This is a genomic window from Micromonospora sp. NBC_00389 (assembly GCF_036059255.1).
Taxonomy (GTDB): domain Bacteria; phylum Actinomycetota; class Actinomycetes; order Mycobacteriales; family Micromonosporaceae; genus Micromonospora.
The window spans coordinates 2,329,025-2,353,215 of record NZ_CP107947.1 but is presented as its reverse complement, the minus strand read 5'-3'; the positions used below and the strand labels follow the sequence as shown (position 1 = coordinate 2,353,215).

The 24,191-nt window shown below is 73.0% G+C and carries 21 protein-coding genes and 2 pseudogenes; 14 read left to right on the top strand and 9 right to left on the bottom strand.

Annotated features, from left to right (window positions below; translation table 11 throughout):
* The first annotated feature begins 4 nt into the window (after positions 1–4).
* The 9 genes from OG470_RS11320 (at position 5) to OG470_RS11280 (ending at position 10,752) form a co-directional block, all read left to right on the top strand.
* On the top strand, positions 5–1,435 hold the full coding sequence (locus tag OG470_RS11320; protein WP_328423425.1) for an aldehyde dehydrogenase family protein: 1,431 nt from the start codon (positions 5–7) through the stop codon (positions 1,433–1,435).
* Positions 1,428–2,252, top strand: coding sequence for an aldehyde dehydrogenase family protein (locus tag OG470_RS11315; RefSeq protein WP_328423423.1), 825 nt, complete (start codon positions 1,428–1,430; stop codon positions 2,250–2,252). The genes OG470_RS11320 and OG470_RS11315 overlap by 8 nt, the downstream gene beginning before the upstream one ends.
* 311 nt (positions 2,253–2,563) lie before the next feature.
* Complete coding sequence (locus OG470_RS11310) at positions 2,564–3,022, top strand: BlaI/MecI/CopY family transcriptional regulator (RefSeq protein ID WP_328423421.1); 459 nt, start codon at positions 2,564–2,566, stop codon at positions 3,020–3,022.
* 6 nt (positions 3,023–3,028) lie between these two features.
* Entirely contained in the window at positions 3,029–3,934 is a 906-nt protein-coding gene (locus OG470_RS11305; protein WP_328423419.1) for a M56 family metallopeptidase, read from the top strand.
* Positions 3,935–4,235: 301 nt separating this feature from the next.
* A complete protein-coding gene (locus OG470_RS11300; protein WP_328423417.1) occupies positions 4,236–5,486 on the top strand; it encodes a cytochrome ubiquinol oxidase subunit I in 1,251 nt (416 codons plus the stop codon).
* A 10-nt stretch (positions 5,487–5,496) separates the two neighbouring features.
* A complete protein-coding gene (locus tag OG470_RS11295; protein ID WP_328423415.1) occupies positions 5,497–6,504 on the top strand; it encodes a cytochrome d ubiquinol oxidase subunit II in 1,008 nt (335 codons plus the stop codon).
* Positions 6,501–8,177, top strand: coding sequence for a thiol reductant ABC exporter subunit CydD (gene cydD / locus OG470_RS11290; RefSeq protein ID WP_328423413.1), 1,677 nt, complete (start codon positions 6,501–6,503; stop codon positions 8,175–8,177). Before OG470_RS11295 ends, cydD begins: the two co-directional genes overlap by 4 nt.
* Positions 8,174–10,009, top strand: a complete 1,836-nt coding sequence (gene cydC, locus OG470_RS11285; protein WP_442931098.1) for a thiol reductant ABC exporter subunit CydC — start codon at positions 8,174–8,176, stop codon at positions 10,007–10,009. The genes cydD and cydC overlap by 4 nt, the downstream gene beginning before the upstream one ends.
* A gap of 68 nt (positions 10,010–10,077) precedes the next feature.
* Positions 10,078–10,752: a permease prefix domain 1-containing protein gene (locus OG470_RS11280; RefSeq protein ID WP_328423411.1), complete on the top strand. Its 675-nt coding sequence runs from the start codon at positions 10,078–10,080 to the stop codon at positions 10,750–10,752.
* Positions 10,753–10,765: 13 nt separating this feature from the next.
* Here the strand turns inward: OG470_RS11280 and OG470_RS11275 are convergent, their stop codons facing one another.
* Positions 10,766–11,110, bottom strand: coding sequence for a PadR family transcriptional regulator (locus OG470_RS11275; protein WP_328423409.1), 345 nt, complete (start codon positions 11,108–11,110; stop codon positions 10,766–10,768).
* A gap of 201 nt (positions 11,111–11,311) precedes the next feature.
* Between OG470_RS11275 and OG470_RS11270 the strand changes: the two genes are divergently transcribed.
* From OG470_RS11270 to OG470_RS37200, 3 genes and pseudogenes are all read left to right on the top strand, one after another.
* The gene (locus OG470_RS11270) at positions 11,312–12,280 is read left to right on the top strand and encodes a DNA primase (protein ID WP_328423407.1); all 969 of its coding nucleotides are present in this window, start codon (positions 11,312–11,314) and stop codon (positions 12,278–12,280) included.
* A 39-nt stretch (positions 12,281–12,319) separates the two neighbouring features.
* Positions 12,320–13,970: pseudogene (locus OG470_RS11265) on the top strand (transposase); the annotation flags it as partial.
* 281 nt (positions 13,971–14,251) lie between these two features.
* A pseudogene (locus OG470_RS37200) lies at positions 14,252–14,719 on the top strand (transposase); the annotation flags it as partial.
* Between the two features lie 232 nt (positions 14,720–14,951).
* On the opposite strand, the gene OG470_RS11260 reads toward OG470_RS37200, so the two are convergent.
* From OG470_RS11260 to OG470_RS11245, 4 genes are all read right to left on the bottom strand, one after another.
* Entirely contained in the window at positions 14,952–15,545 is a 594-nt protein-coding gene (locus OG470_RS11260) for a GTP-binding protein (RefSeq protein ID WP_328423405.1), read from the bottom strand.
* 1 nt (position 15,546) lies between these two features.
* On the bottom strand, positions 15,547–15,924 hold the full coding sequence (locus tag OG470_RS11255; protein ID WP_030329021.1) for a DUF742 domain-containing protein: 378 nt from the start codon (positions 15,922–15,924) through the stop codon (positions 15,547–15,549).
* Between the two features lie 98 nt (positions 15,925–16,022).
* The gene (locus OG470_RS11250; RefSeq protein WP_007455462.1) at positions 16,023–16,427 is read right to left on the bottom strand and encodes a roadblock/LC7 domain-containing protein; all 405 of its coding nucleotides are present in this window, start codon (positions 16,425–16,427) and stop codon (positions 16,023–16,025) included.
* Complete coding sequence (locus OG470_RS11245) at positions 16,424–20,011, bottom strand: sensor histidine kinase (RefSeq protein ID WP_328423401.1); 3,588 nt, start codon at positions 20,009–20,011, stop codon at positions 16,424–16,426. The genes OG470_RS11250 and OG470_RS11245 overlap by 4 nt, the downstream gene beginning before the upstream one ends.
* A gap of 193 nt (positions 20,012–20,204) precedes the next feature.
* Here OG470_RS11245 and OG470_RS11240 point away from each other — a divergent pair, with 193 nt between their 5' ends.
* The gene (locus tag OG470_RS11240) at positions 20,205–20,807 is read left to right on the top strand and encodes a uridine kinase family protein (protein WP_328423400.1); all 603 of its coding nucleotides are present in this window, start codon (positions 20,205–20,207) and stop codon (positions 20,805–20,807) included.
* Between the two features lie 4 nt (positions 20,808–20,811).
* Here the strand turns inward: OG470_RS11240 and OG470_RS11235 are convergent, their stop codons facing one another.
* The 4 genes from OG470_RS11235 to yczE form a co-directional block, all read right to left on the bottom strand.
* Positions 20,812–21,891: an adenosine deaminase gene (locus OG470_RS11235; protein ID WP_328423399.1), complete on the bottom strand. Its 1,080-nt coding sequence runs from the start codon at positions 21,889–21,891 to the stop codon at positions 20,812–20,814.
* A gap of 154 nt (positions 21,892–22,045) precedes the next feature.
* Positions 22,046–22,459: a PPOX class F420-dependent oxidoreductase gene (locus OG470_RS11230; protein ID WP_328423397.1), complete on the bottom strand. Its 414-nt coding sequence runs from the start codon at positions 22,457–22,459 to the stop codon at positions 22,046–22,048.
* Positions 22,456–23,025 carry an NADPH-dependent FMN reductase gene (locus OG470_RS11225; RefSeq protein ID WP_328423395.1) on the bottom strand — a complete coding sequence of 190 codons (570 nt, stop codon included), beginning with the start codon at positions 23,023–23,025 and terminating at the stop codon, positions 22,456–22,458. Before OG470_RS11225 ends, OG470_RS11230 begins: the two co-directional genes overlap by 4 nt.
* Entirely contained in the window at positions 23,013–23,660 is a 648-nt protein-coding gene (yczE, locus tag OG470_RS11220) for a membrane protein YczE (protein WP_328426293.1), read from the bottom strand. Before yczE ends, OG470_RS11225 begins: the two co-directional genes overlap by 13 nt.
* A 41-nt stretch (positions 23,661–23,701) precedes the next feature.
* Here yczE and OG470_RS11215 point away from each other — a divergent pair, with 41 nt between their 5' ends.
* Positions 23,702–24,175 (top strand): MarR family winged helix-turn-helix transcriptional regulator, encoded by a 474-nt coding sequence (locus OG470_RS11215; protein ID WP_328423393.1) that lies wholly within the window; start codon positions 23,702–23,704, stop codon positions 24,173–24,175.
* The last annotated feature ends 16 nt before the right edge of the window (positions 24,176–24,191 follow it).

Genomic DNA, 24,191 nt, shown 5'->3' with positions numbered 1-24,191 from the left:
GCCGATGTTCGAATACGCACCCGCCCCCGAGTCCCGCTCGGTGGTGGACCTCAAGCCCTCGTACGGGCTGTTCATCGACGGTGAGTTCGTCGACCCGACCGACGGCGGCAGCTTCAAGTCGATCAACCCCGCGTCCGAGGAGGTGCTGGCCGAGGTATCCGAGGCCGGCGCGCAGGACGTGGAGCGCGCGGTACGGGCCGCCCGCAAGGCGTACGAGAAGGTCTGGGGTCCGATGCCGGGCCGGGACCGGGCCAAGTACCTGTTCCGGATCGCCCGGATCATCCAGGAGCGCTCCCGCGAGCTGGCCGTGCTGGAGTCGCTGGACAACGGCAAGCCGATCAGGGAGTCCCGCGACGTCGACCTGCCGCTGGTCGCCGCGCACTTCTTCTACTACGCCGGCTGGGCCGACAAGCTGGAGCACGCCGGCTTCGGGTCGAACCCGCGGCCGGTCGGTGTCGCCGCGCAGGTCATCCCGTGGAACTTCCCGCTGCTCATGCTGGCCTGGAAGATCGCCCCTGCCCTCGCCGCGGGCAACACGGTGGTGCTGAAGCCGGCGGAGACCACCCCGCTGACCGCGCTGCTCTTCGCCGAGATCTGCCAGCAGGCCGAGCTGCCGGCCGGCGTCGTCAACATCATCACCGGCGCCGGTGACACCGGCCGGACGCTGGTCGAGCACCCCGGCGTGGACAAGGTCGCCTTCACCGGCTCCACCGACGTCGGCCGGGCCATCGCCCGGTCCGTCGCCGGCACCCGCAAGAAGCTCACCCTGGAGCTGGGCGGCAAGGCCGCCAACATCGTCTTCGACGACGCACCGATCGACCAGGCCGTCGAGGGGATCGTCAACGGCATCTTCTTCAACCAGGGGCACGTCTGCTGCGCCGGCTCCCGGCTGCTGGTCCAGGAGAACGTCGCCGACCGGGTACTGGAGTCGCTGAAGCGGCGGATGGCCCAGCTGCGGGTGGGCGACCCGCTGGACAAGAACACCGACGTCGGTGCGATCAACTCCGCCGCCCAGCTGGAGCGGATCCGCGAGCTGTCCGACGCCGGCGCGGCCGAGGGCGCCGAGCGGTGGTCGCCGCCGTGCGAGCTGCCCGACCGGGGCTTCTGGTTTGCGCCGACCATCTTCACCGGGGTCACCCAGGCGCACCGGATCGCCCGCGAGGAGATCTTCGGCCCGGTGCTGTCGGTACTCACCTTCCGCACCCCGGCCGAGGCCGTGGAGAAGGCCAACAACACGCCGTACGGGCTGTCGGCGGGGATCTGGACCGACAAGGGTTCCCGGATCCTCTGGATGGCCGACCGGCTGCGCGCCGGCGTCGTCTGGGCCAACACGTTCAACAAGTTCGACCCCACCTCGCCGTTCGGCGGGTACAAGGAGTCGGGCTACGGTCGCGAGGGCGGCCGGCACGGGCTGGAGGGCTACCTCAATGTCTGAGCGGGTCGCGGTACGCAAGACGTACAAGCTCTTCATCGGCGGGAAGTTCCCGCGCAGCGAGTCGGGACGGTCGTATCTCGTGCAGTCCTCGAATGTGTCACTGGCCTCCCGCAAGGACGCCCGGGACGCGGTGGTCGCCGCCCGCGCCGCCGTGAAGGGCTGGGCCGGGGCGACCGCGTACAACCGGGGTCAGATCCTCTACCGGGCCGCCGAGATGCTGGAGGGTCGCCGCGAGCAGTTCGTGGCCCTCGGCGTGCCGGGCGACGAGGTGGATGCCGCGGTGGACCGCTGGGTCTGGTACGCCGGCTGGTCCGACAAGCTCCCCCAGGTGTACGGCGGCGCCAACCCGGTCGCCGGGCCGTACTTCAACCTGTCTTCGCCCGAGCCGACCGGCGTGGTCGCCGTCGTCGCCCCGGAGCGCCCGGCGCTGCTCGGCCTGGTCAGCGTGATCGCACCGGCGATCGTCACCGGTAACACGGTGGTGGTGGCGGCGTCCCCGACCGAGCCGCTGGCGGCGGTGACGCTGGCCGAGGTGCTGGCCACCTCCGACCTGCCCGGCGGGGTGGTCAACATCCTCACCGGCAGGATCACGGAGACCGCGCCGACGCTGGCCGCCCACATGGACGTCAACGCGATCGACCTGACCGGGGTGACCGACGCCGAGCTGGCGGCCGACCTGGAGGTCAGGGCGGCGGAGAACCTCAAGCGGGTGCTCCGGCCGGCCCCGGCCGACCACGACTGGTCCGCCGACCCCGGCCTGGCCCGAATGACGAACCTGCTGGAGACGAAGACCGTCTGGCACCCCAAGGGGGTGTGATCGGTCGGTCCCGGCCGTGGGGTTTCGGGGGGAGCCCGCCCGCTCCGGGCGGTCAGGCTTGATCCCTCCGCCGGTGGGCTCCCCCCGAAACCCTGACCTGGGCCGGGTCCGCCCGGGTATTCGATCTTGCTGGCCGGTGCCTCCTGTGGGGGTCACCGGCCAGCGGTGTTTCGGGTGGACCGACCACGCCGGTGATCATGGGGTTGGCGAGAGGATCGATCTCGCCTGACCCAGCCAACCTGGTGATCGTCGGTGGCGGGGCGGGTGACCTCTTGGGGTGGGGGATCTACTACCGGGGGTAGGATTGCGGGGTGACTCGGTTGGGCGATCTTGAGCGTGCGGTGATGGACGTGCTGTGGGACGTGGTTCCCGGCACGTCGGACGGAGTGACCGTGCGCGAGGTGGCCGACGCGCTCGACGGCCGCGAGCTGGCGTACACCACGGTGATGACCGTGCTGGACCGGCTCGCCGGCAAGGGCATGGTGCAGCGGGAGCGGGAGGGCCGGGCCTGGCGGTACCGGCCGGCGGCCAGCCGCGAGGCGCACATCGCCCAGCTCATGCTCGACGCCCTCGACCTGGGCGGCAGCCGGGACGCCGCGCTGGTGCGCTTCGCCCGCTCGGTCACCGGCACCGAGGCCGAGGTGCTGCGCGCGGCCCTGGGGAGCGAGGCCGGGCTGACCCGGCCCGCGCCCACCGAAGGGGCCGAGCTGACCGACCGGGTGGACGGACCGGCGGGCCGGCGGGCAGCCGACGAGGCAGCGGAGCGGTAGGGCGCCATGGCGTACGCCGCGCACTTCGCCGCCACCATGCTGGCCTGCTATCTGACCGCGCAGGTACTGGCCCGGTCGACCTGGACGTGGCGTAGCCCTCGGGTGGCGATCATCTGCTGGCAGGCCGTCGGGTTGGCGCTGGGCCTCTCCGCGATGGGCCTGCCGATGGCGCTCGGAGTGAGCGCGTACGACCTGCCGACCGGCAGCGCACTGCTCGCCCTGACGACCGACCTCGCTCACGGCACCCTGCCGGTCGGGGAGACCGCCTTCCACCTGGCCGGTGTGGGCGTGGGCTTCGGCATCGGGGCGGTGCTGGTCACCACGACCGTGCGCAGCATCCACGGCACCGTACGCGCCCAGCGCCGCCACCGGGACCTGCTCACGCTGGTCGCCCGGGACGACCCGGCCGCGCCCGGCGCGCTGGTGCTGGACCATCCGAGCGCCGCGGCGTACTGCCTGCCGGGGGTGAAGCCGCAGGTCGTGGTCAGCGCCGGCACACTGACCCTGCTGGACCGGGCCGAGCTGGCCGCGGTGCTCAGCCACGAGCGGGCGCACGCCCATGAGCGGCACGACCTGGTGCTGCTGCCGTTCACCGCGCTCTGCCGCGCGTTGCCGTGGTTCCGCTGGGTCCGTGACGCACACGAGCGGGTCGCCCTGCTGGTCGAGATGCGCGCCGACGACAAGGCACGCGAACTGCACGCCGAGGCACCGCTGGCGGGCGCGCTGCGCCGGTTCGCTGCGGCCGGCCACCGGATCACCCCGGCCGGGGCGCTGGGCATGGGCGATCGGGACCTGGACGTACGCGTGCAGCGCCTGCTGGTCAGCGACCAACCGCCCCGGGTCCTCGGCGCCGCGGCCCTCGCGGTCGCCAGCACGCTGGTCGCCCTCCCGATCAGCCTCTTCCTGAACTGACCCGCACCCGCACCCGCACCCGCACCCGCACCCGCACCCACTGCACCGCACACCGCGCGACTTCGCGCCGCGCCGCCGTGCCCGTGCGTGCGCCCATTCAAGATCGCGCTCGATCCAGGATCTAGTGGCCTCTCGCGGCCCTGAGGCCACTACATCCAGGTTCGAGCGCGATCTTCCCGAACCCCAGAACTACTACGCCCCGTCGTAGACTTTCTTACGACAGGGCGTAGTAGTTAATGTGTAGCCAAGCTACGTGTAGGGTGGCTATGACAAGGGAGCCAACGCTTACGGAGAGCCGGCCATGGACACGCTGCTCCTCGCTCGCCTGCAGTTCGCCACCACCACCTCGATCCACTTCCTGTTCGTGGTCGTCACGCTCGGGCTGGTCACCCTGCTGGTCGGGATGCAGACCGCCTGGGTGGTCACCGGCAACCCGACCTGGGAGCGGCTCACCCGGTTCTGGGGTCAGCTCTACGTGATCAACTACGTGCTCGGCATCGCCACCGGCATCGTCATGGAGTTCCAGTTCGGGCTGAACTGGAGTGGCCTGTCGCGCTACGTCGGCAACGTCTTCGGCGCACCGCTGGCCATCGAGACACTGGTGGCGTTCTTTCTGGAGTCCACGTTCCTCGGCATGTGGATCTTCGGCTGGCATCGGCTAAGCAAGGGCGTGCACCTCGCGCTGCTCTGGGGCGTGGCGCTCACCGCGTACGCCTCGGCGTTCTGGATCATGGTGGCCAACTCCTGGTTGCAGCATCCGGTCGGCTACGAGGTGCGCGACGGGATCGCCCACCTCACCGACTTCGGCGCGCTGCTCACCAACCCCAGCCTCGGCATGGCCTTCGGGCACGTGGTCTCGGCGGCGTTGCTGGTCGGCGGGATGCTGATGGCGGCCATCAGCGCCTGGCACCTGATCCGGCGCACCCCCGACTTCGCGCTCTTCCGCACCTCGCTGCGGATCGGCCTGGTCACCGCAGCGGTGGCGATCACCCTGGTGCAGGGCTTCGGCTTCGCCCAGTTCGGCCCGGTCGGCGCGGTGCAACCGACCAAGTTCGGCCAGGGCCCGGAGGCGCAGGCGCTGATCGCCGAGTGGACGGCCCGGTTCGGCCCCGGCGACTACACCCCACCGGTGCTGGCCAGCGTCGGGCTGGGCTTCATGATCCTGATCGGCTTCACCCTCGGCTGCGTCTGGTTCCTGCTCCCCCTGCTCTACCGGGACTGGATCATCCGACTGCGCTTCCCGCTCTGGCTGGTCCTGCTCGCCCTGCCGCTGCCGTTCGTCGCGGTGATCCTCGGCTGGATCTCCCGGGAGGTCGGCCGTCAACCCTGGGTGGCGTACGGGCTGCTCCCCACCGAGCAGGCGGTCTCCCCGGTCGGCGCACCGGTGATGCTCGCCTCGCTGATCGGCTTCAGCCTGCTGCTGGGCACCCTCGCCGTCACCAACTGGGTCCTGCTCGCCCGGCACGCGGCCCGCGGCGCGGGCGACCCGCCGCTCGGCCGCCCGCCGGCAGTGCCGCACGAGCCGTCCCAGCCCGAACCCGCCCTCGCCTGAGGAGATCTCCGTGGACCTCGCCTGGTACGCCCTGCTCGGCCTCTTCTTCTGCGGGTACCTGGTGCTCGCCGGGTACGACTACGGCGTCGGGCTGCTGCTTGCCCGGGGTGGTGGTCCGGCCGGGCGGCGGGCGACGCTGACCGCGCTCGGCCCGTTCTTCCTCGGCAACGAGGTCTGGCTGGTCGCTGCCATGGGCATCCTCTTCGGTGCCTTCCCGGTGCTGGAGGGCGAGTTGCTCTCCGGGTGCTACCCGGCCGTCGCTGGCGCGCTGACCGGGGTGATCCTGGTCATCGCCGGGGTGCAGCTTCGCAGCAGACCCACCGACGAACGGATTCGGGCCCGTTGGGACCGGGTCGTGGTGGTCGGCAGCGCGCTCGCCGCGCTCGGCTGGGGCGTGCTGCTGGCCGCGCTGCTGCAGGGCATGCCGCGGCAGGCCGACGGGCACGTCGCCGGGGTGTCGCATCTGGCCACTCCGTTCGCGGCCACCGCCGGGCTCACCATGGTCGCCCTGGTCGCGGTGCACGGTGCGACCTTCCTCACCCTGCGGCTGCCGGCCGCCGACGCCGCCGCGGTCGGCCGGTTGGCCCGCCGGCTGGTGCGGGTGGCGCTCACCGCGGTCGCCCTGGCCACCGTCGTGGGCGTGCTCTCCGCCCGGGTACGCGACGCCGTCCAGCGGCCCGCGGTGGCCGTACTCCTGCCGGTGCTGCTGGCGGCGGCGCTGCTGGTGGCCCGCGCGGCGCTGACCAGGCATCGGCCGGGGTGGGCGCTGATCGCCACCGGCGCGGCCCTGGCGCTGCCGGTGGCGCTGGTCGGCGCGGCCCTCTGGCCCTACGTGCTGGTGTCCACGACCGACCCGGGCGCCTCGCTGACGGTGGCCGACGCCGCCGCCAGCGCACCGACGCTGCGGCTGCTCGGCTGGGTGGTGCTGCCCCTGCTGCCGGCCCTACTAGGCTTCCAGGCAATGTGTTGGTGGGTTTTCCGGGGACGGACCGACGGCAGGGCACCGGTGTACTGGTGAACCGCCGTCCCTTCGACCCGCGTCTGCTGCGCCGGGTCCCCGAGGCCCGGCGTGATCTTGCCGTGCTCGCCCTGCTCGGCGTGCTCGCCGCCGGGTTGATCGTCGCGCAGGCCACCGCACTGGCGACGGTGCTGGCCACGGCCTTCGACGGGCGGCTGGACCGGCCGGCGCTGGCCGGCTTCGTGCTCACGGTCGCCGCCCGTTCGGCGTTGGTCTGGGCGCAGGGCACGGTCTCGGCGCGGGTCGCCGCCACGGTCAAGGCCACGCTGCGGGCCGACCTGCTCGGCGCGGTGGGCCGGCACGGGCCGGCCTGGGTGGCCGGTCAGCGGGCCGGTCAGCTCGCGACCCTGACCGGGCGTGGGCTCGACGCGTTGGACGCGTACTTCACCGGGTACCTGCCGCAGTTGGTGCTGAGCGTGACGGTGCCACTGGCGGTGCTGGCCCGGGTCGTCCTCGCCGACTGGAGCTCGGCGGTGATCATCGCGCTGACCCTGCCGCTGATCCCGGTCTTCGGCGCGCTGCTCGGCTGGCAGGCGCAGGCCGCCACGGAGCGGCAGTGGCGCCGGCTCTCCCTGCTGGGCGGGCACTTCCTCGACATGGTCGCCGGGCTGCCGACGCTGCGCGCGTTCGGGCGGGCCCGGGCGCAGACCGAGGTGGTCCGCCGGATGGCCGACGGGCACCGGGTCGCCACCATGAAGACGCTGCGGATCGCGTTCCTCTCCGCGCTGGTGCTGGAGCTGGTCGCCACCCTCTCGGTGGCCCTGGTCGCGGTGCCGGTCGGCATCCGGCTGCTGGGCGGCGGCCTGGCCCTGCAGACCGCGCTGCTGATCCTGCTGCTCACCCCGGAGGCGTACCTGCCGCTGCGGGCCGCCGGCAGCCGCTTCCACGCCAGCATGGAGGGGCTCACCGCGCTGGACGAGGCGCTCACCATCTCCGCCGCGCCGGCCGCACCCCGGGCCGCCGAGGGCGCGGCCACTCCGGACGGCCGGGGCGAGATCCGGTTCGAGTCGGTGACCGTGGCGTACGAGCGGACCACCGCACTGCGCGACGTGACCCTGACCGTCCGGCCCGGCGAGCGGATCGCCATCATCGGGCCCAGCGGCGCCGGCAAGAGCACACTGCTCAGCCTGCTGCTCGGCTTCGTGACCCCGACCAGCGGCCGGATCACGGTGGACGGGGTCGACCTCGCCGCCGCCGACCCGGACGCCTGGCGCAGGCAGTTGGCCTGGGTGCCGCAACGGGCCCACCTCTTCGCCGCCTCACTGGCCGACAACATCCGGCTCGGCGCGCCGGACACCCGGCCCGAGGCACTCGCCGCCGCCGTACACGACGCGGCCCTGGACGACGTGGTGGCCGGCCTGCCGGACGGGCTGGACACGCTGCTCGGCGAGCGCGGGCATGGCCTGTCCAGCGGGCAGCGGCAACGGGTGGCCCTGGCGCGGGCGTTCCTCCGGGACGCCCCGGTGGTGCTGCTCGACGAGCCCACCGCCCGGTTGGACACCGCAGCCGAGGCGGTGGTGCTCGACGCCACCCGCCGGCTGGTCGCCGGGCGGACCGCGCTGCTGGTCGCGCACCGGCCGGCGCTGCTGGCCGACGCCGACCGGATCCTGCGGATCGAGGACGGCCGGGTCACCGAGCTGACGCCCGAGCCGACCGGGAAGGTGACCCGATGAGCACGGCACCCGATCCCCTGGCGGCCGGGCCGGGCCCGCTGGACGCGATGCCGGAGTTGGCGGCTGGCGCGGCACCGGCCGGGCGGGCGACCGCCGAGCGGACGGTGCTGCGGCTGGCCCGGCCGTACCTGAGCCGGCTCGTCGGCGCGGGGCTGCTCGCCGCTGCCACCGAGTTCGCCGGGCTCGCCCTGATGGCCACCGCGACCTGGCTGCTGATGAGCGCCGCCGGCCAGCCGCCGCTGGACCGGCTCACCGTGGCGATCGTCGCGGTCCGGGCACTGGCGATCAGCCGGGGCGTGTTCCGCTACACCGAACGGCTCGCCGGGCACGACGCCGTGCTCCGCATGATCACCGACGTTCGGGCCCGGGTCTTCGCCACCCTCGCCGCCCGCCGCACCGCCGGGCACCGCTCGGGGGACGTGCTGAGCCGGCTGGTCTCCGACGTCGAGGCGGTCCAGGACCTGCTGCTGCGGGTGCTGGTGCCGGCCTCGGCGGCAGCCCTGGTCGGGTTGTTGGCGGTGGGCGGGGCGGCGCTGATCTCGCCGCCGGCCGCCGGTGTGCTCGCCATCGGCCTGCTCGTGGCCGGGGTGGCGCTGCCCGTACTGGCCACCGCGGTCACCCGGCGTAGCGCGGCCGAGGTGGCCCCGCTGCGCGGCGCACTGGCCACCGACGCGATCGACCTCACCCACGGCGCCGCCGACCTGGCCGCGTTCGGCGCGACCGACACCGCTCTGCACGCCGCCGAGCAGCGGGCCGGACGGCTGGCGCGGCTGGAACGCCGGCTGGCCGCCACCGGGTTCGCGGTGGACGCGGCGGGCGTTCTCGTCGCCGGCCTGACCGCTGCCGCGGTGGTGCTGGTCGCGCTCGCCGCCGACGTGCGGGGCGTACTGATCGGCGTGCTGGCCGTCGGCACCCTGACCGCCGTCGAGGTGGCGCTGGCCCTGGTCGCGGCGTCCCGCCAGTGGACCCAGCTGCGGCCCGCCCTGACCCGCGTTGCCGCCCTGCTCGATGCGGACGCACCGACTCCCCCGGCCGCCGATCTCAAGCCATACGGCGTGGACCCGGGCGGCCCGCACGAGCTGCGCTTCGTCGAGGTGACCGTGCGGTACCGGGCCGGTGCCGCGCCCGCGCTGGACCGGGTGAGCCTGGACCTGCCGGCCGGGCGGCGGATCGCGGTGGTCGGCCCGAGCGGCGCCGGCAAGAGCACCCTGGCGGCCGTGTTGACCGGCGCGGTCCGGCCCGCGTCCGGCCGGGTCACCCTGGACGGCCGCGACCTGTCGGCGTACTCCGAGGAGGAGCTGCCCCGCGCGGTCGGCGGGCTGCTCGCCGAGGCGTACGTCTTCCACGCCACCGTGCGGGAGAACCTGCTGCTCGGCCGGGCCATGGCGGACGACGAGGAGCTGACCGCAGCGACCGCCGCCGCTGGCCTGCTGGACTGGGTACGCGCCCAGCCTGCGGGTTGGGACACCCTGGTCGGCGAGGAGGGCGCCCAGCTCTCCGGCGGCCAGCGGCAGCGGCTCGCGCTCGCCCGGGCCCTGCTCGCCGCGCCGTCGGTGCTGGTGCTCGACGAGCCCACCGAAGGGCTGGACCCGACCGCCGCGGACGCGGTGCTCGCCTCCGCCCTCGCCGCCACCCCCACCGGGCACTCGGTGTTGCTGATCAGCCACCGGCTCAGCGGGCTGGCCGACCTGGACGAGATCGTCGTCCTCGACGGCGGCCGGGTGATCCAGCGCGGCCGGCACGCCGAGCTGATCGCCACCCCCGGCTGGTACCGGGACCAGTGGCTGCTCCAGGCGGCGGCCGAACGCGGGTATCTGGCCCTCGCCCCCTGACCGGCCTCCGGGACCGACCAGGGTTTTCCCGGACGTCCGCGCACCGACGTCCGTGACAGGGTGGTGCCATGCTGCGCTGTGAGGACGTGTTGGTGGAGGAGCACCTCCGGGAGCTGGCCGCCCGGTTGCAGGGGCCCGCGCGGCTGAAGACCGACCTGCTGACCGAAGCCCGGCACGGGCTGCTGGACGCCGTCGAGGCGTACCGCGAGGACGGGGTGCCGCCCACCGAGGCGCAGCGGCGGGCGGTGGCCGAGTTCGGCACACCGGCGCAGTTGCTCCCCTCCTGGCAGGCCGAGTTGGCGGTGGGTGCGCTGCGCGGGCTCTCGCTGCGGATGCTGGCCGTGGCCGGGGTGCTGGTGGTGGCGGGCGACCTGACCTGGAGCGGGGCGACCTGGAGCGATGGCCCGCGCCCGCCGGCCGTCTACCTGCTGCTCTCCGCCTCGGTCGACTGGATCTGGATGGGTGCGCTGCTGTTCGCGGTGGCCGGTCTGCTGGTGGTGGTGGCGAGCGGCCGGTCCGCCCGGCCGGGCCTCGTGGTGGCGCAGCGGGCGGTGGGCGCCGGCCTGACCGGCACCCTGGTCCTCGGCATGCTGGCCGGCGGCGCTCTCTTCGCCTGGTCGATCGGGCTCTGGGACGCGGCGCTGAGCTGGCCGCCGATGATCATCGGCGCGGTGCTGATCAGCGCCGCCTACTTCTCGCTGACCCGCGCGGCGCGCGGCTGGTTGCGGGCCACCGCCCGCTGAGTCGGCGGGCGGCTCAGGCCGGGGTGCCGGGAGGTGGGCTGCCCGGGTCGAGGAACTGGCCGACCGTCGTGCGGAACTCGCGCCAACCCGCCCGCTCCCCGGCCAGCGCCCGCCGGCCGGGGTCGGTGAGCTGATACGTCCGCCGCTCCCGGCCGTTGACCGTGCTCCAGGTGCTCGCCACGTGCCCGGCGCGCTCCAGCCGCCGCAGAGCCGGGTAGATGGTGCCGGTGGGCAGGTCGAGGTTGCCGTCGCTGCGCGCCCGCAGCGCCTCGATGATGGCGTAGCCGTGCAGCGCGCCCTGTTCGAGAACGGCGAGCAGCAGTGCGTCGAGGTGGCCGTGCAACGCCTGGGCCTTCATGCGTAGCAAGGCTACTTGTCCGACGGCCGGTCCGCCACCGGCAGCCCCCCGGAGACGCCGGCGGTAACCTGTGGCTGCCGGCGCCGACCCGCAGGCCCGAACCGGTGCACCGCCCGGCCTTCGGGGTGCGGGCACCGGCCACCCAGACCCGCCGACTAGGGTATGTGCCCAGAGTCACTCGCCGGTCGGAGACGCCGGCGGGTGGGCAACCCGAAGCACACGGAGGTCAGCGTGGCCCGCCAGTCGCCCCAACGGCCCGACGCCGACGAGCCCGAGCTCGACGACACTACCGGCCCGGCCGAGCCAGACGAGGCCGACGAGTCCGACGAGACCGGCCGCGCGTCGACGCCGGCCGACCGGTCGCTCTGGGACGAGGTGCGGATCGACCCGGTGGAGATCGCCCTGCCCGCCGGCACCGGCTTCACGCTGCGGGCGTACCGGACGGCGGGGGAGCTGACCCCGACCGACGTGACCGAGCGGGACCAGGACGACCCGTTCCTCGCTCGCCGTCAGGTGGTCGAGGAGGAGGACGACGAGACCGTCGTCATCCTCGACGAGGAGTTGGCCGAGGAGTTCGCCGAGGGCGACGAGGAGGAGCCGTCGCGCCGTCGCCGCGACGGTGCCACGGACGCCGACGCGACCAAGGACGACGAGGACGAGGACGTCGCCAACGAGGCGGACGACGAGGAGGTGCCCGCCTTCCTCAGCCATCGGGGCAAGCTGCTGCTGTTCAAAACCCCCGAGTCGTTGGTGAGTTTCGTCCGATCCGGCGCGCCCAACGATCTGTCCCAACTGGACAGCTGGAATGAATTGGCCGAACGGGTAGAGCCGGCCGATATCGCGCCGCTGGACGAGGACACCTACGAGCTCGACCTCGTGGTGGAGAACCTGCGCGGCGGGCACGACAGCTGGGATTCGACCCTGCTGATCGAGGCTGGTGAGGTCGCCCGTGACCTGTCGTACGCGTTGCGGCTGCCTGCGGTGTTGGACATGCTCTCCGCCGGGTCCAGCCTCGACGATCTGGACGAGGCGCTGCGAGCCACCGTCAACGGTGGGATCGGCGGTTTCATGGGCCGACGGCGGCTGAAGAAAATCGGGGCACAAACCGCAAGTCTGGGTTGGCGCACCATTGTCGGCAAGATCTCTGCGGTCGTGGACTGGCGCGACTGACCCGTACCGGGGAGCATCAGTTGCTGGCAGAGGAAAGACCTGTCCCGGGAGGAGGACGACGCCGTGGCGCTCGTGCGCGTGTACTGCGGTCTGGCCTCGGCGGACCCGGCTGATCGATCGGCCTCGGCCGGTTCGACGCTGACGTCCGCTGTGGTCGACGACGCAGGCCGTCTGCTGCATGTCTGCGAGATCGGCGACGACCCGGCTGGCTACGCCCAGCTCGTCGCGCTGCTCGTGGAGCGGTCGGGCGGGCCGAGCGGTGCGGCCATCGCCGCCGACAGCGACGACCACACGGTCACCTCGCTGTTGAGCGCGGCGGGTCGGCCCCTGGCGATCGCCGACGACGACTCGGTGGACGACTTCGCCGAGCGGTTCGCCGACGACGACTCCCTGGAGGAGATGCAGTCGCCGCCGGCCGAACGTCGGGCTGTCGGCCTTGCCCGCGCCTTGCAGGCGGGCGCACTCTCCGCGGTCACCCTGCCAGCACCCCGGGACCTCGCCGGCTACAAGCAGGTGCTCTCCGCGCACGCCGCGCTGGCCAGCGGTCGACACTCCGCCGCCGTGGCCCTGCGCGAGGTGCTGCGCGAGCTCTACCCGGCGGCGCTGCGCGCGTACCCCGATCCGGCCGAGCCGGTCTCGCTGGCGGTGCTGGACGCGCTGCCCGAGCCGGGCATGCTCGGCGGCACCGTCGCCCGGGGCCGCGAGGTCTCGGTGGCGGCCGACGCCATCGCCGCGCACCTCGCCGCGGACGGGGTGGCCGACGCCGACGAGATCAACGATGCGGTCACCGCGTTGCGGGTCGCCATCTCCGAGACGCCGCGCCGCGCCGCAGTGAACCGGGCGCTCACCTCTGCGGTGGCCGAGACGGTCCGGCAGGCGGTCGCCTCGGTGCGCGCCTGCGACGCCGGTTGCGAGGCTCTGGTGAGCGCGCTCAGCTCGCGGGTCAGCACTCCCGCGCCGGCGCCCGGCCGCCGGGCCGCCACCCGTCGTGGCGAGTCGATCAGCGACCTGGCCGGCATGGCCAACACCAGCACCGGGTTGCGGACGGTCCGGCCGACCTCGGCCCCGGCCGCCGCCGAGCCCGCACCCACCGGTGGTCGGCGCAGCCGCCCCGAGCCGGTCCCGGGCGGCGCCCCGCTGGCGTCGCCCCGCCCACTCGGGCCGCCGCCGGTCGCACCGGCTCCGGTCACCCCGCCGCCGGTCGCGCCCGCTCCGGTGGCCCCGGCCGCGTTCGCCGGCCCGCCGGTGTCCGCCCCGCCCGGGCGAGCCGAGTTCGGTCCGAGCCGGATCGACGGTCCGACCAACCGGCCGGTCTCCTCGCCGCCGCCCCCGCCTCCGGGGATCACGCCGATCGCACCGGCGCAGCGCGGCACGGTCCCGCCGGCCGAGGCCGGCGAGCCGTTCCGGCCGACGCTGACCACCGCCGCGATCAACAACGCGCGGGCCGAGCGGCAGCGCACCGTCATCCCGCCCCGCCCGAAGACCAACGGCCAGCCCCGCCCGAACCACCTGCAGCGTCCGGTCGAGGAGCCGCCCACCGGCGGGTTCAGCGCCACCGACCTCAGCATCCCGGTGCCCATCCCCCGGCCCGACCAGGAGTCGGCAGCGCCGGGCTCCCGGGCCAACTGGCCGCTGGTCAACAACCCGGAGGACCCGGCCGACAGTTCGCCGAACAACCCGGCCGCCTACTCGTACGGCGGCGGCCGTGGCATCGACGCCCCGACCGACCCGGGTCGCGCCGACGGCCGCGTCACCCCGCCCTGGCTGGCGGACGACCTGCCCCAGGAGCCACCCATGCTGCGGCTGGTGGAGCCGCCGCCGCTGGCCGATCGGGCGCTGCGCGAAGGGCTCAACCCGCCCGCCGACCCGCGTCTGGAGACGCCGCCGCTGCGGTTGGTCGACGCGGAGCAGGCCGCTCGCAACAGCCGCCCCACAGCCCGCGCCGAGCGCGCTCCCGAGCACCGGCCGGCGCCCCCGGTCGAGCACCGGCCACCGCCGGTAGCAGACGAGGGCGACGGTGACCTCCTGATCTTTGCGCAGGCCAAGTCGGCCTGGTTCGTCGGGCAGACCGAGGAATCCGACCTGGACTGGTCGACGAAGGCCGACACCGGGTGGCAGGCCGCCGAGCAGGCCGCCCGCCCCGCGGTGGGTGCCGAGACGACGGCCGGGCTGCCAAAGCGGGTGCCGCAGGCCAACCTGGTCCCGGGTTCCCCGCTGCGCGAAGAGCGTCCACTGCGGATAGTGCGTGACGCTGCGAGCCTCGCCGAGAACACCACCGGCTACTTCCGCGGCTGGCGCCGCGGCCAGGAGATCGGCGGGTTCGCAGTGGGCGGTCGGCCGGGTCGCGAGGCCGCTGGCGGCTGGGACTTCAGCCGCGACCACGGCGACCGCGATGACGACCGGGAGTACGAGTACCGCTCCGCCGGCTACCAGTCCTGAGCACTGTCAGCCACTCCGGCTGACGGCACAGCGACACAAGCGCAGACCGACGACAAACGTCCGGGGTGAGAGGTCTCACCCCGGACGACGTCTATGTAAAGACCTTGGAAGGGACCTGCCCCTCCAGGGGTCGGATCCTTCCACGATCTCCGACCGTCGCGCACCGACCGGTCCTGGACAGCATTTAGCGCCCGGTGGCGGCCGAAGCCACCACCGGGCGCTGATCGCCCGATCAGGCCGGGGCGACGGCGCGCGTACGACGCATGGTGAGCACGTACTCGACCAGCGAGATCAGCACGTGCTTCGTCGACTCCCGGTTACGGGCGTCGCAGGCCACCACCGGCACGTCGCTCGAGATCGCCAGCGCGTCCCGAACGTCCTGCGGGTCGTGGTACTGCATCCCGTCGAAGCAGTTGATGGCCACCAGGTACGGAAGCCGCCGGTGCTCGAAGAAGTCGATCGCCGCGAAGCAGTCGGCCAGCCGGCGAGTGTCCACCAGCACGACCGCACCGATGGCGCCCCGGACCAGTTCGTCCCACATGAACCAGAATCGGGTCTGACCCGGCGTACCGAACAGGTACAGGATCAGGTCACGATCGATCGAGATCCGGCCGAAGTCCATGGCCACCGTGGTCGTCGTCTTGCCCGGCACCTGCCGGGTGTCGTCGACGCCCACGCCGGCGGAGGTCATGATGGCCTCGGTGGTCAGCGGCGTGATCTCCGAGACCGAGCCGACCAGCGTCGTCTTGCCGACGCCGAATCCACCGGCGATAACGATCTTCGCCGACGTCACGCGCGCGCTCGGGTTCGGCGGGCGGTGCGACATGTCAGAGCCTGCGAAGTCCACTCAGCACCCTCTCCAGCAGTTCAGTGCCCACCGCGTCGTCGGAGTCGTCCAGGATGGTCGGCTCGTGGACTGCGACCAGGCCGTCCGTCGCCATGTCGGCGATGAGCACCCGGGCCACACCGAGCGGGAGCTGCATCCGCGCCGCGATCTCGGCGAGCGATTGCACGCGTCCGTCACACAGCGCGGCGATGTACTGGTGTTCGCGGCCCTGGCCGCCGTTGCCATTGGCAGCGGCCCGACCGCGCACCGTCGTCTCGACGAGCGCCTCCAGCGCGATGTCGAGCCGGGGACGGGTACGACCACGGGTAACGGCGTATGGACGGACCAACGCTCCGGTCGGTTCGTCACGATCGGCCATGTCGCCGCTCACCTCCTTCGTACCCGGTACCGGCTCCCACCGGTGACACCAGTCGTTGTTGTCGTTGCAGTTGCGCCGACCTCACGATCGGCGCGACGTCAGCCCAGCATTCCCGCGGCCGCACGCGGCTGCGGGGTCAAGGCGTCGCCCACCCGGTCGACCAGCAGCGCCATCTCGTAGCCGACCTGCCCGACGTCAGAGCTGCGGGCGGCCAGTACGGCGAAGGACGAGCCATCCGAGATGGACATCAGGAACAGGAAGCCATTGTCCATCTCCACGACGGTCTGCAGTACGGCGCCTCCCTCGAAGCAGCGAGCCGCCCCCTGGGTAAGGCTGACCAGACCGGACGCGATCGCGGCGAGCTGGTCGGCCCGGTCCCGTGGCAGATCCCGTGACGACGCGAGGAGCAGGCCATCCGCCGAGACGGCGACCGCATGCGCGACACCGGGAACCCGGTCGGCGAAGTTGGCCAGCAGCCAACCAAGATCCTGCGTAGTTGTCATCCTTCTTGCTCCTTCTGCCCGCTCCCGGCCGCTGAGCCTGAGCCAGACTGCGAGGATTGCTGCCCTCCCGGAGTCGCCTCCGGGCTGGTCGGGTTGTCCGAGGTGCTACGCCCTCGCTGCACGCCCCGGTGGTAGGCGGAGAGCAGGCCACGGACCGCCTCCGGGGAGCGCCGCTGGACCGAGGTGGTGGGCTTCTCCACCGCGCCTGGCACCAGCTGCGCCATCGGCTTGCGCTTCGGCAGACCGGTCGTGGTGGTCTCGCTCACTGGCGCCGTGCTGGCCGCTGCCGTGGCGGCACGCCAGCCGTCGTCGGCGGCGGTCTGCCAGCCGTTGGTCTGCTGCGGTTGGGGCCGGCGGGTCGGCAGGCTCTCGGCGAGGCTGGGGCGAGCGCCCCCGTTCGCTGTAGACCCGTTGTCCCGCGGCGCTCCTCCGGCCGTCGGAGTGTCTGCCATCGGCGTGTTACCTGTCGTCCCGGGTGGTGTCTTGTGGACGGCCCGACCGCTGGCCTCGACCGTAGCGAACTGCTGTGTCGCGGTGCCGCCGTTCGCCGCCGGCTGGGCTGCCGGGGCCGCCGCCTCATCCGTACCCGGCCGGCGGGTACGGAACCAGGCCGACTCGAGCTCCCGGAAGATCGGCAGCTCCATGGTCTCGTCCGCGTACCGCTGCCGGTTCTGGGCCTGCGGCTGGCGCGGCGCGGGCCGGCTCTGCGCCGGTGCCGCCGGGGTCGGTGCCGGCGGCTGGGCCGCGGCGGCCGACTGCTCGGGTCGTTGCACCCGTGGCAGTTCCGTCGTCATGTCCAGGGCGGCGGCGAGCCGCTCGGGAACCGGCGGGGTCGCCGCGTCCCGGTCGCCACCCGGCACCGGCGGCCAGGCCGGCGGTGCGGGGGCGCTGGGCGTCGACGCGGGCGGGGCGGATCGGGGCGCGAAGCCGCTGAACGACTGGCCGGAGGCCGGTGGCGCCGAGTACGGCTGACCGGACGCCGGGGTGGCCGAGACCGGCGACGCGGATACCGGAGGGCCGGCGTACGGCTGCCCGGAGGCCGGGGCGGCGGACACCGGCGAACCGGTGTACGGCGCACCCGAGTACGGCTGCCCGGAGTACGGCTGGCCGGAGGCTGGCGAGGCGGAGACCGGCGCACCGGAGTAGGGCTGGGCAGAGACCGGCGGCAGTGGCGGCGCGGAGACCGGCGGCGGCGAGTACGGGCGCGTCTCCGGGCTGCTGGGCAACTGCCTCGGGATGGCCTGCTGCTGACCGGTGTTCTGGGGCTCGTCACCGGACCGGCGCTGCGGCAGCGGGTCGATCGGCTGGCCGTTGGCCGTCCGCGGGGTGAACCCGTCCCCGCCGTTCGTCCCGGCCGCACCGGTCAGGTCCGACCAGGCCGGCATCGAGCGGTACGCACCGGTGTTGGCGGGGGTGCCGGCGCCGTTGCGCGAGGCCGGATCGAACGGGCGACCGCCCAGGGTGACCTGGTTGCCGGACTCGCTCGGGCGAGGGCCGTTGCCCAGTGCGGGCAGCGCGCCGAAGGCCGGCGCGGGCCCACCGTGCTGCTGCGGGCCGCCGGCAGCCGGCAGCGCCGGCGGCTGCTGCACCCGGCCGGAGAGCGCCCGGGGCACCAGCACCGAGGTCGGCAGGGTCACGTCGGCGACCGTGCCACGGTCACCGCCGGGACGCAGCTCGACCCGGACCCCGTGCCGGGACGCCAGCCGGGCGACCACGACCAGGCCCATCATGCGGGACACGGCCACGTCCACCTGCGGCGGCGTGGCGAGCCGCTCGTTGAGCTCGTACAGCTGCTCGCGGCTGATGCCGATGCCGCGGTCCTCGACGTAGAGCGAGGCACGGTCGCCGACCCGGCGGGCCTCGACCATCACCTGCGAATCCGGCGGGGAGAACGCGGTGGCGTTGTCGAACAGCTCGGCGACGAGGTGCACCAGGTCGTTGACCGCGTGTGCGGCGACCTCGATGTCCCGGTCGATGACACCGAACTCGATCCGGGTGTAGTGCTCGACCTCGGACTGCGCGGCGCGCAGCACGTCGATGAGCGCAGCCGGCTCGCGCTGGACGCGGGTGGAGTCGGCGCCGGCGAGCACCAGCAGGTTCTCGTCGTTGCGGCGCATCCGGGTGGCCAGGTGGTCGAGCTGGAACAGCTCGGCCAGCCGGTCCGGGTCTTCCTCGCCGCGCTCCAGCCGGTCGAGGTGACCGATGAGGCGGTCGACCAGGATCTGCGATCGGCGGGCCAGGTTGACGAACATGGTCGCGACGGAGGCGCGCAGCGCCGCCTGCTCGGCGGCCGTCCGGACGGCCTCCAGGTGGACGGCGTTGAACGCCTCGGTCACCTGGCCGAACTCGTCCTTGCTGCGAACCGGCAGCGGCTCGGCGATCTGGTTGGCCAGCTGCACCGGGGACAACTGCCCGACGACCTGCGGGTCGCGCAGCCGGGCCACCGCCTGCGGCAGACCGTACTGGGCGACCGAGAGGGCGCCCTGCCGCAGCTCACGCAGCGAGCGGGCCATCGAGCGGGCGACCAGGTAGGCGAAGAGGATGGCCAGCAGCAGCATGCTGAGCAGCAGGCCGGTCTCCAGGAACACCTGGCGCTGGACGTCCGAGCGCAGGTTGTCGGCCTCGGCGACCACGTCGCGGTCGAGCTTCGTCTCGACCGAGCGGATCAGCTTGGCGTTGGCCGTCATGGCCGAGTCCCACTGGTCCGGACCGAAGATCGCGCCGCGCATGTCGCCGGTGGTGTTGCCGTCCATCCAGCCGATGTAGTTCTGCGCCTCGCGGCGGTCACCGCCGGCGATCGTCTGATCGTGGAACGCGGCCTCTTCGGGGGTGGCGACGGCCTTGAAGCTCTGCTCCGCCTGCTGCTGGCCGGTGCCGCTGGCGATGTAGTCGGTACGCAGCACCGGGGTCAGCTGCTTCTGGTCCAGTGCGCGGTGCACGACGACCCGGCGTACGGAGAGGAACTCCTTCTCCCGGGCGACGGCCGCGGCGGCTCGCATCCGGTCGCTCAGCTCGTTGTTACCGGCGAGCTGGGTGGCCGACTCACGGATGGCGAGCAGGTTGTTGATCAGACCCTCGTACGCCTGGACGGTCTCGGTGAGCTTGAGCTTGCTGTTGTACACCTGGCTGCGGGCGCCCGGCAGATCCTTCAGGTCCTGGTCGATCTGGTCGAGCAGGCCCTCCAGGCTGGCTGGCAGGTCCTCGATCTCGGCCCGCTGTTGCAGGTAGGGACCCTTCGCCTGGTCGACCCGGGAATTCACCCGGTTGTAGGCCTCCTGGTACTGCGCCTTCGGCTGCAGCCCGTCCGCCGCGGACAGCAGCACGGCGGCCGTCCGCTCGTCCTGCAGCGTGTCGACCAGGTCACCCGAGTAGCTCGACAGGTTGGCCAGGTCGCCGGCCCGGTTGGCATTGTTGAGGGTCTCCAGGTGGTCGACCAGACCACTGGTACCCACAACGACCGTGGCGATGGTCGGCACGATCATGATGAGACCGAGCTTGGACCAGATCGGCATGTCCCGGAGCCGGCTGGCCGGCCGGCGCAGCCGCGACAGGAAGGAGCCCGCCGTCTTTGGCCGTTTGCTCACGTCACCGCCCTCGCGATTACAGCTTCAGCGCGTTGCCCCGGGCAACGCCCAGCGACCGACCCGGCGGGTCGGACCCCCGAGATTCCACCATGTCGCCCGGCAAGAAGAAAGCCCAGGTTGTCACCGGCCGAATGTGTGATGAGATGTTGATACGATTTGATAGCAGTCCGTCTGGCCGGAGTAACTGAAGGTAATGGAACATCCGCACCGCGTTGTCCTGCTCGCCGGCCCTTCTGGCTCCGGAAAGTCCTACATAGCACAGCAAACCGGCCTACCGGTGCTCTGCCTGGACGACTTCTACAAGGACGGCGATGACCCTACGTTGCCGCACCGAAACGGTCAGGTCGATTGGGAATCACCTGAGTCGTGGGACGCCCTGACCGCGGTGGAGACGATTGCCCGCCTCGCCCGCGAAGGTCGGGCGGAAGTGCCGGTTTATGCGATCGGCGCAGATCGACGGGTGGCCACCCGGCCATTTGACGTCGCCGGATCGCCACTTTTCGTGGCCGAAGGGATCTTCGCCGCCGAGATTGTCGAGGAGTGCCGGCGCCGAGGGCTGCTCGCTGGCGCGTACGCGCTGCGCCGCCCGCGCGGCGCGACCTTCCTGCGCCGGTTGGCCCGCGACCTGTCCGAGCAGCGCAAAGCGCCCCGCGTGCTGGTCCGACGCGGCGTGGCGCTGCTGCGCGCCGAGCCCGCGGTGTTGCGCCGGCAGACCGGGCTGGGTGCGGAGGCGGCCCGGGCCCGGGAGGTGCTGCACCGCGTGGCCGGCCTGCTCGCCGGCCACCCGCGCGGCTGACTGGTCAGGGCAGCAGCTTGGCGTACGCCGGCTTAATCACCTCATCAATGATCCGCAGCCGCTCGTCGAACGGGATGAAGGCGCTCTTCATCGCGTTGATGGTGAACCACTGCAACTCCCGCCAGCCGTAGCCGAACGTCTCCACCAACAGCGCCATCTCCCGGGACATCGAGGTGCCGCTCATCAGCCGGTTGTCGGTGTTCACAGTGACCCGGAAGCGCAGGTCCCGCAGCAGGCCGATGGGATGGTCCGCGATCGAGTCCACCGCACCGGTCTGCACGTTCGACGACGGGCACAGTTCCAGCGGGATCCGCTTGTCCCGGACGTACGCGGCCAGCCGGCCGAGCACCGGCACCCCGCCCGGGCTGATGTCGTCGACGATCCGTACCCCGTGGCCGAGCCGGTCCGCGCCGCACCACTGGATCGCCTGCCAGATCGACGGCAGGCCGAACGCCTCGCCGGCGTGGATGGTGAAGTGGAAGTTCTCCCGCTGGAGGTACTCGAAGGCGTCCAGGTGCCGGGTGGGCGGGAAGCCCGCCTCGGCGCCGGCGATGTCGAAGCCGACCACCCCGCCGTCCCGGTGCCGCACGGCCAACTCGGCGATCTCCTGCGAGCGGGCCGCGTGCCGCATCGCGGTGAGCAGAGTGCCCACCCGGATGCTCAGACCCGCCTCGACGGCCAGGGCGGTGCCCTCGGCGAACCCGGCCAGCACCGCCTCGACCACCTCGTCCAGGCTCAGGTCCTGTTCGAGGTGCTGCTCCGGGGCGAAGCGCACCTCGGCGTAGACCACGCCGTCGGCGGCCAGGTCCAGCGCACACTCGCGGGCCACCCGGCGCAGCGCCGGCGCGGTCTGCATGACCGCCACGGTGTGCGCGAACGTCTCCAGGTAGCGCTCCAGGGAGCCCGAGTCGGCCGCGTCGACGAACCAGCGCCCGAGCGCCTCCGCGTCGGTGGTGGGCAGTTCGTGGCCCACCTCGGCGGCCAACTCGACGATTGTCGCCGGCCGCAGCCCGCCGTCGAGGTGGTCGTGCAGCAGCGCCTTCGGGACCTTGACGATGTCCTCGTAACGGATTGTCGCGACCATGCTCAGACCCTAGTCGGCCGCACCGGGCCGGCCGACGGGACCGGCACGGACCGGTGGTCGGTGCCGCGACCCGCCGGCACCAACTTCCGCACCGTCCGGCCGGACGCCCCGCGTCGCCCGGCCGCAACGGCCGGCATGGCCTGACCGGCGCCGGTCAGGGACGCCAGCCGTACACCCGCTCGACGGCGAGCCGGAGCACCAGCCGGCCGTCAGCGACCATCGCCGCCCGGTACTCGGCCCAGTCGGGGTGCTCGCCGCGGATCCGCCGGTAGACCTCGACCAGTTCCTCGACGCCTGCGTCGTCGAGCGCCGCCGCCGGCGGGGTGAATGTGACCACGCCCTCCGCGACCGCGTACGCCCCGCCGTCGGCGGTGGTGACGTGCAGGCTGGCCCGGGGATCGCGGCGCAGGTTGCGCACCTTGGCCCGGTCGCCGGTGGTGGAGCAGCGGATCAGGCCGGGTTCGGCGAGGTAGTCGAGGTTGGACAGCTGGGGCCGCCCGTCGCGGCGCAGGGTGACCAGCACGCCCCGGCCCCGCTCCCCGAACAGCTCCCACAGCCGTGCGTTCACGCCGGCACCCGCAGCGGGGCGAGGGCGGCGGCGAGCCGGTCCAGCTCGCCGAGCATCACCTCGGCGGCGGCATCACGCGCCGGGTTCGGCACCAGCTCGCCGGCATCGTCTAGGGCCTCCCGCAGGAACACGGTCACCGCCTCGTTGGCCGGCATCATCTTGAGGGTGGTCACCACCTGCTTGATCATCTGGACCGCGCGCAGGCCGCCCGAGGTCATGCCGTAGCTCACGAAGCCGACCGGCTTGTACTGCCACTCGGTGTAGAGGTAGTCGATCGCGTTCTTCAGCGGCGCGCTGAAGCCGTAGTTGTATTCCGGCATGACGAAGACGAAGGCGTCCCCGGCGTCGACGGTGGCGCTCCACTCCCGGGTGTGCCGGTGCAGGTAGTGACCCTCGGAGGGGTGATGCGGCTCGTCGTGGAAGGGCAGGCCCACCTCGGCGAGGTCGACGAGGCGTACGTCGTCGAAGGCGTCGTGTGCGGTGGCGATGGCGGTGAACCAGTCGCCGATCCGGCGGCCCACCCGGCCGGGCCGGGTGCTGGCGACGATGACGGTCAGGCAGGGCATGGCGGTGTCGCTCCTGTGGTGGCGGGCCGGCGCGGGGCCGGCACGGTGAACGTGGGGATGAGGCGCTGCGCCAGCGGTCCGATGCTGACGGCGAAGAGGAGAGTGCCGGGTCCGACGGTGCCGCCGAGCGCCCAGCCCAGCGCGAGCACGCCGAGCTCGATGGCCGTGCGTACCCGCCCGATCGGCAGGCCGCGGGCGGCCAGCCCGGTCATCAGGCCGTCGCGTGGCCCGGGCCCGAGGCGGGCCCCGAGGTAGAGGGCCGTGGCGAACCCGTTGAGCAGGATGCCGGCGACCAGCAGGCCGATCCGGCCGGCGACCGGGGTCACCGGCGGCAGGACGGCGAGCGCGGCGTCGGCGGTGAACCCGACCACCACCGCGTTCGCGAGGGTGCCGACCCCGGGGCGCTGCCGCAGCGGGATCCAGAGCAGCAGCACGACCACGGCGACCAGGTTCACCACCTGGCCGAGGGGCAGCCCGGTCCGCTCGGCCAGCCCTTGATGCAGCACGTCCCAGGACGCGAGGCCCAGGTCGGCGCGGACCATCAGGGCCACGCTGACGCCGAACAACACGAGGCCGGTCAGCAGGCGGACCAGCCGGCCCGGCAATCTGGTTGACATGTCACCAACCTTAGGCAGTGGATTGATGACATGTCAACCAGATGGCTAGGATGGTCGGCATGGACGAACCACACTGGCTCGACGAGCAGGAGCAGAGCGCCTGGCGGGGCTACCGGCAGATGCGCCGCCTGCTCGACCTGGAACTGGCCCGCGAGCTGATGCGGGACGCGGGGCTCTCCGAGCCCGACTACGACGTCCTCTCCGACCTGTCGGAGACTCCCGACCAGCGGCTGCGACTCAGCGAACTGGCCGACCGGATGCTCTGGTCACGCAGCCGACTCTCCCACCACCTGACCCGCATGCAGCAGCGCGGCCTGGTCACCCGCGAGGAGTGCGCGACGGATGGGCGGGGCGCCGTCGTCGCGCTCACCGCCGAGGGTCGACGCGCCATCGAGGCGGCGGCCCCCGGCCACGTGGCGGCGGTCCGCCGGCACTTCATCGACCTGCTCACCCCCGACGAGATCGTCGCGCTGGACGCGCTGGCCCACCGCGTGGTCGACCACCTGACCGGCCCGGACGACGCGCGGCGGTGACCGATGGTGGTGCAGG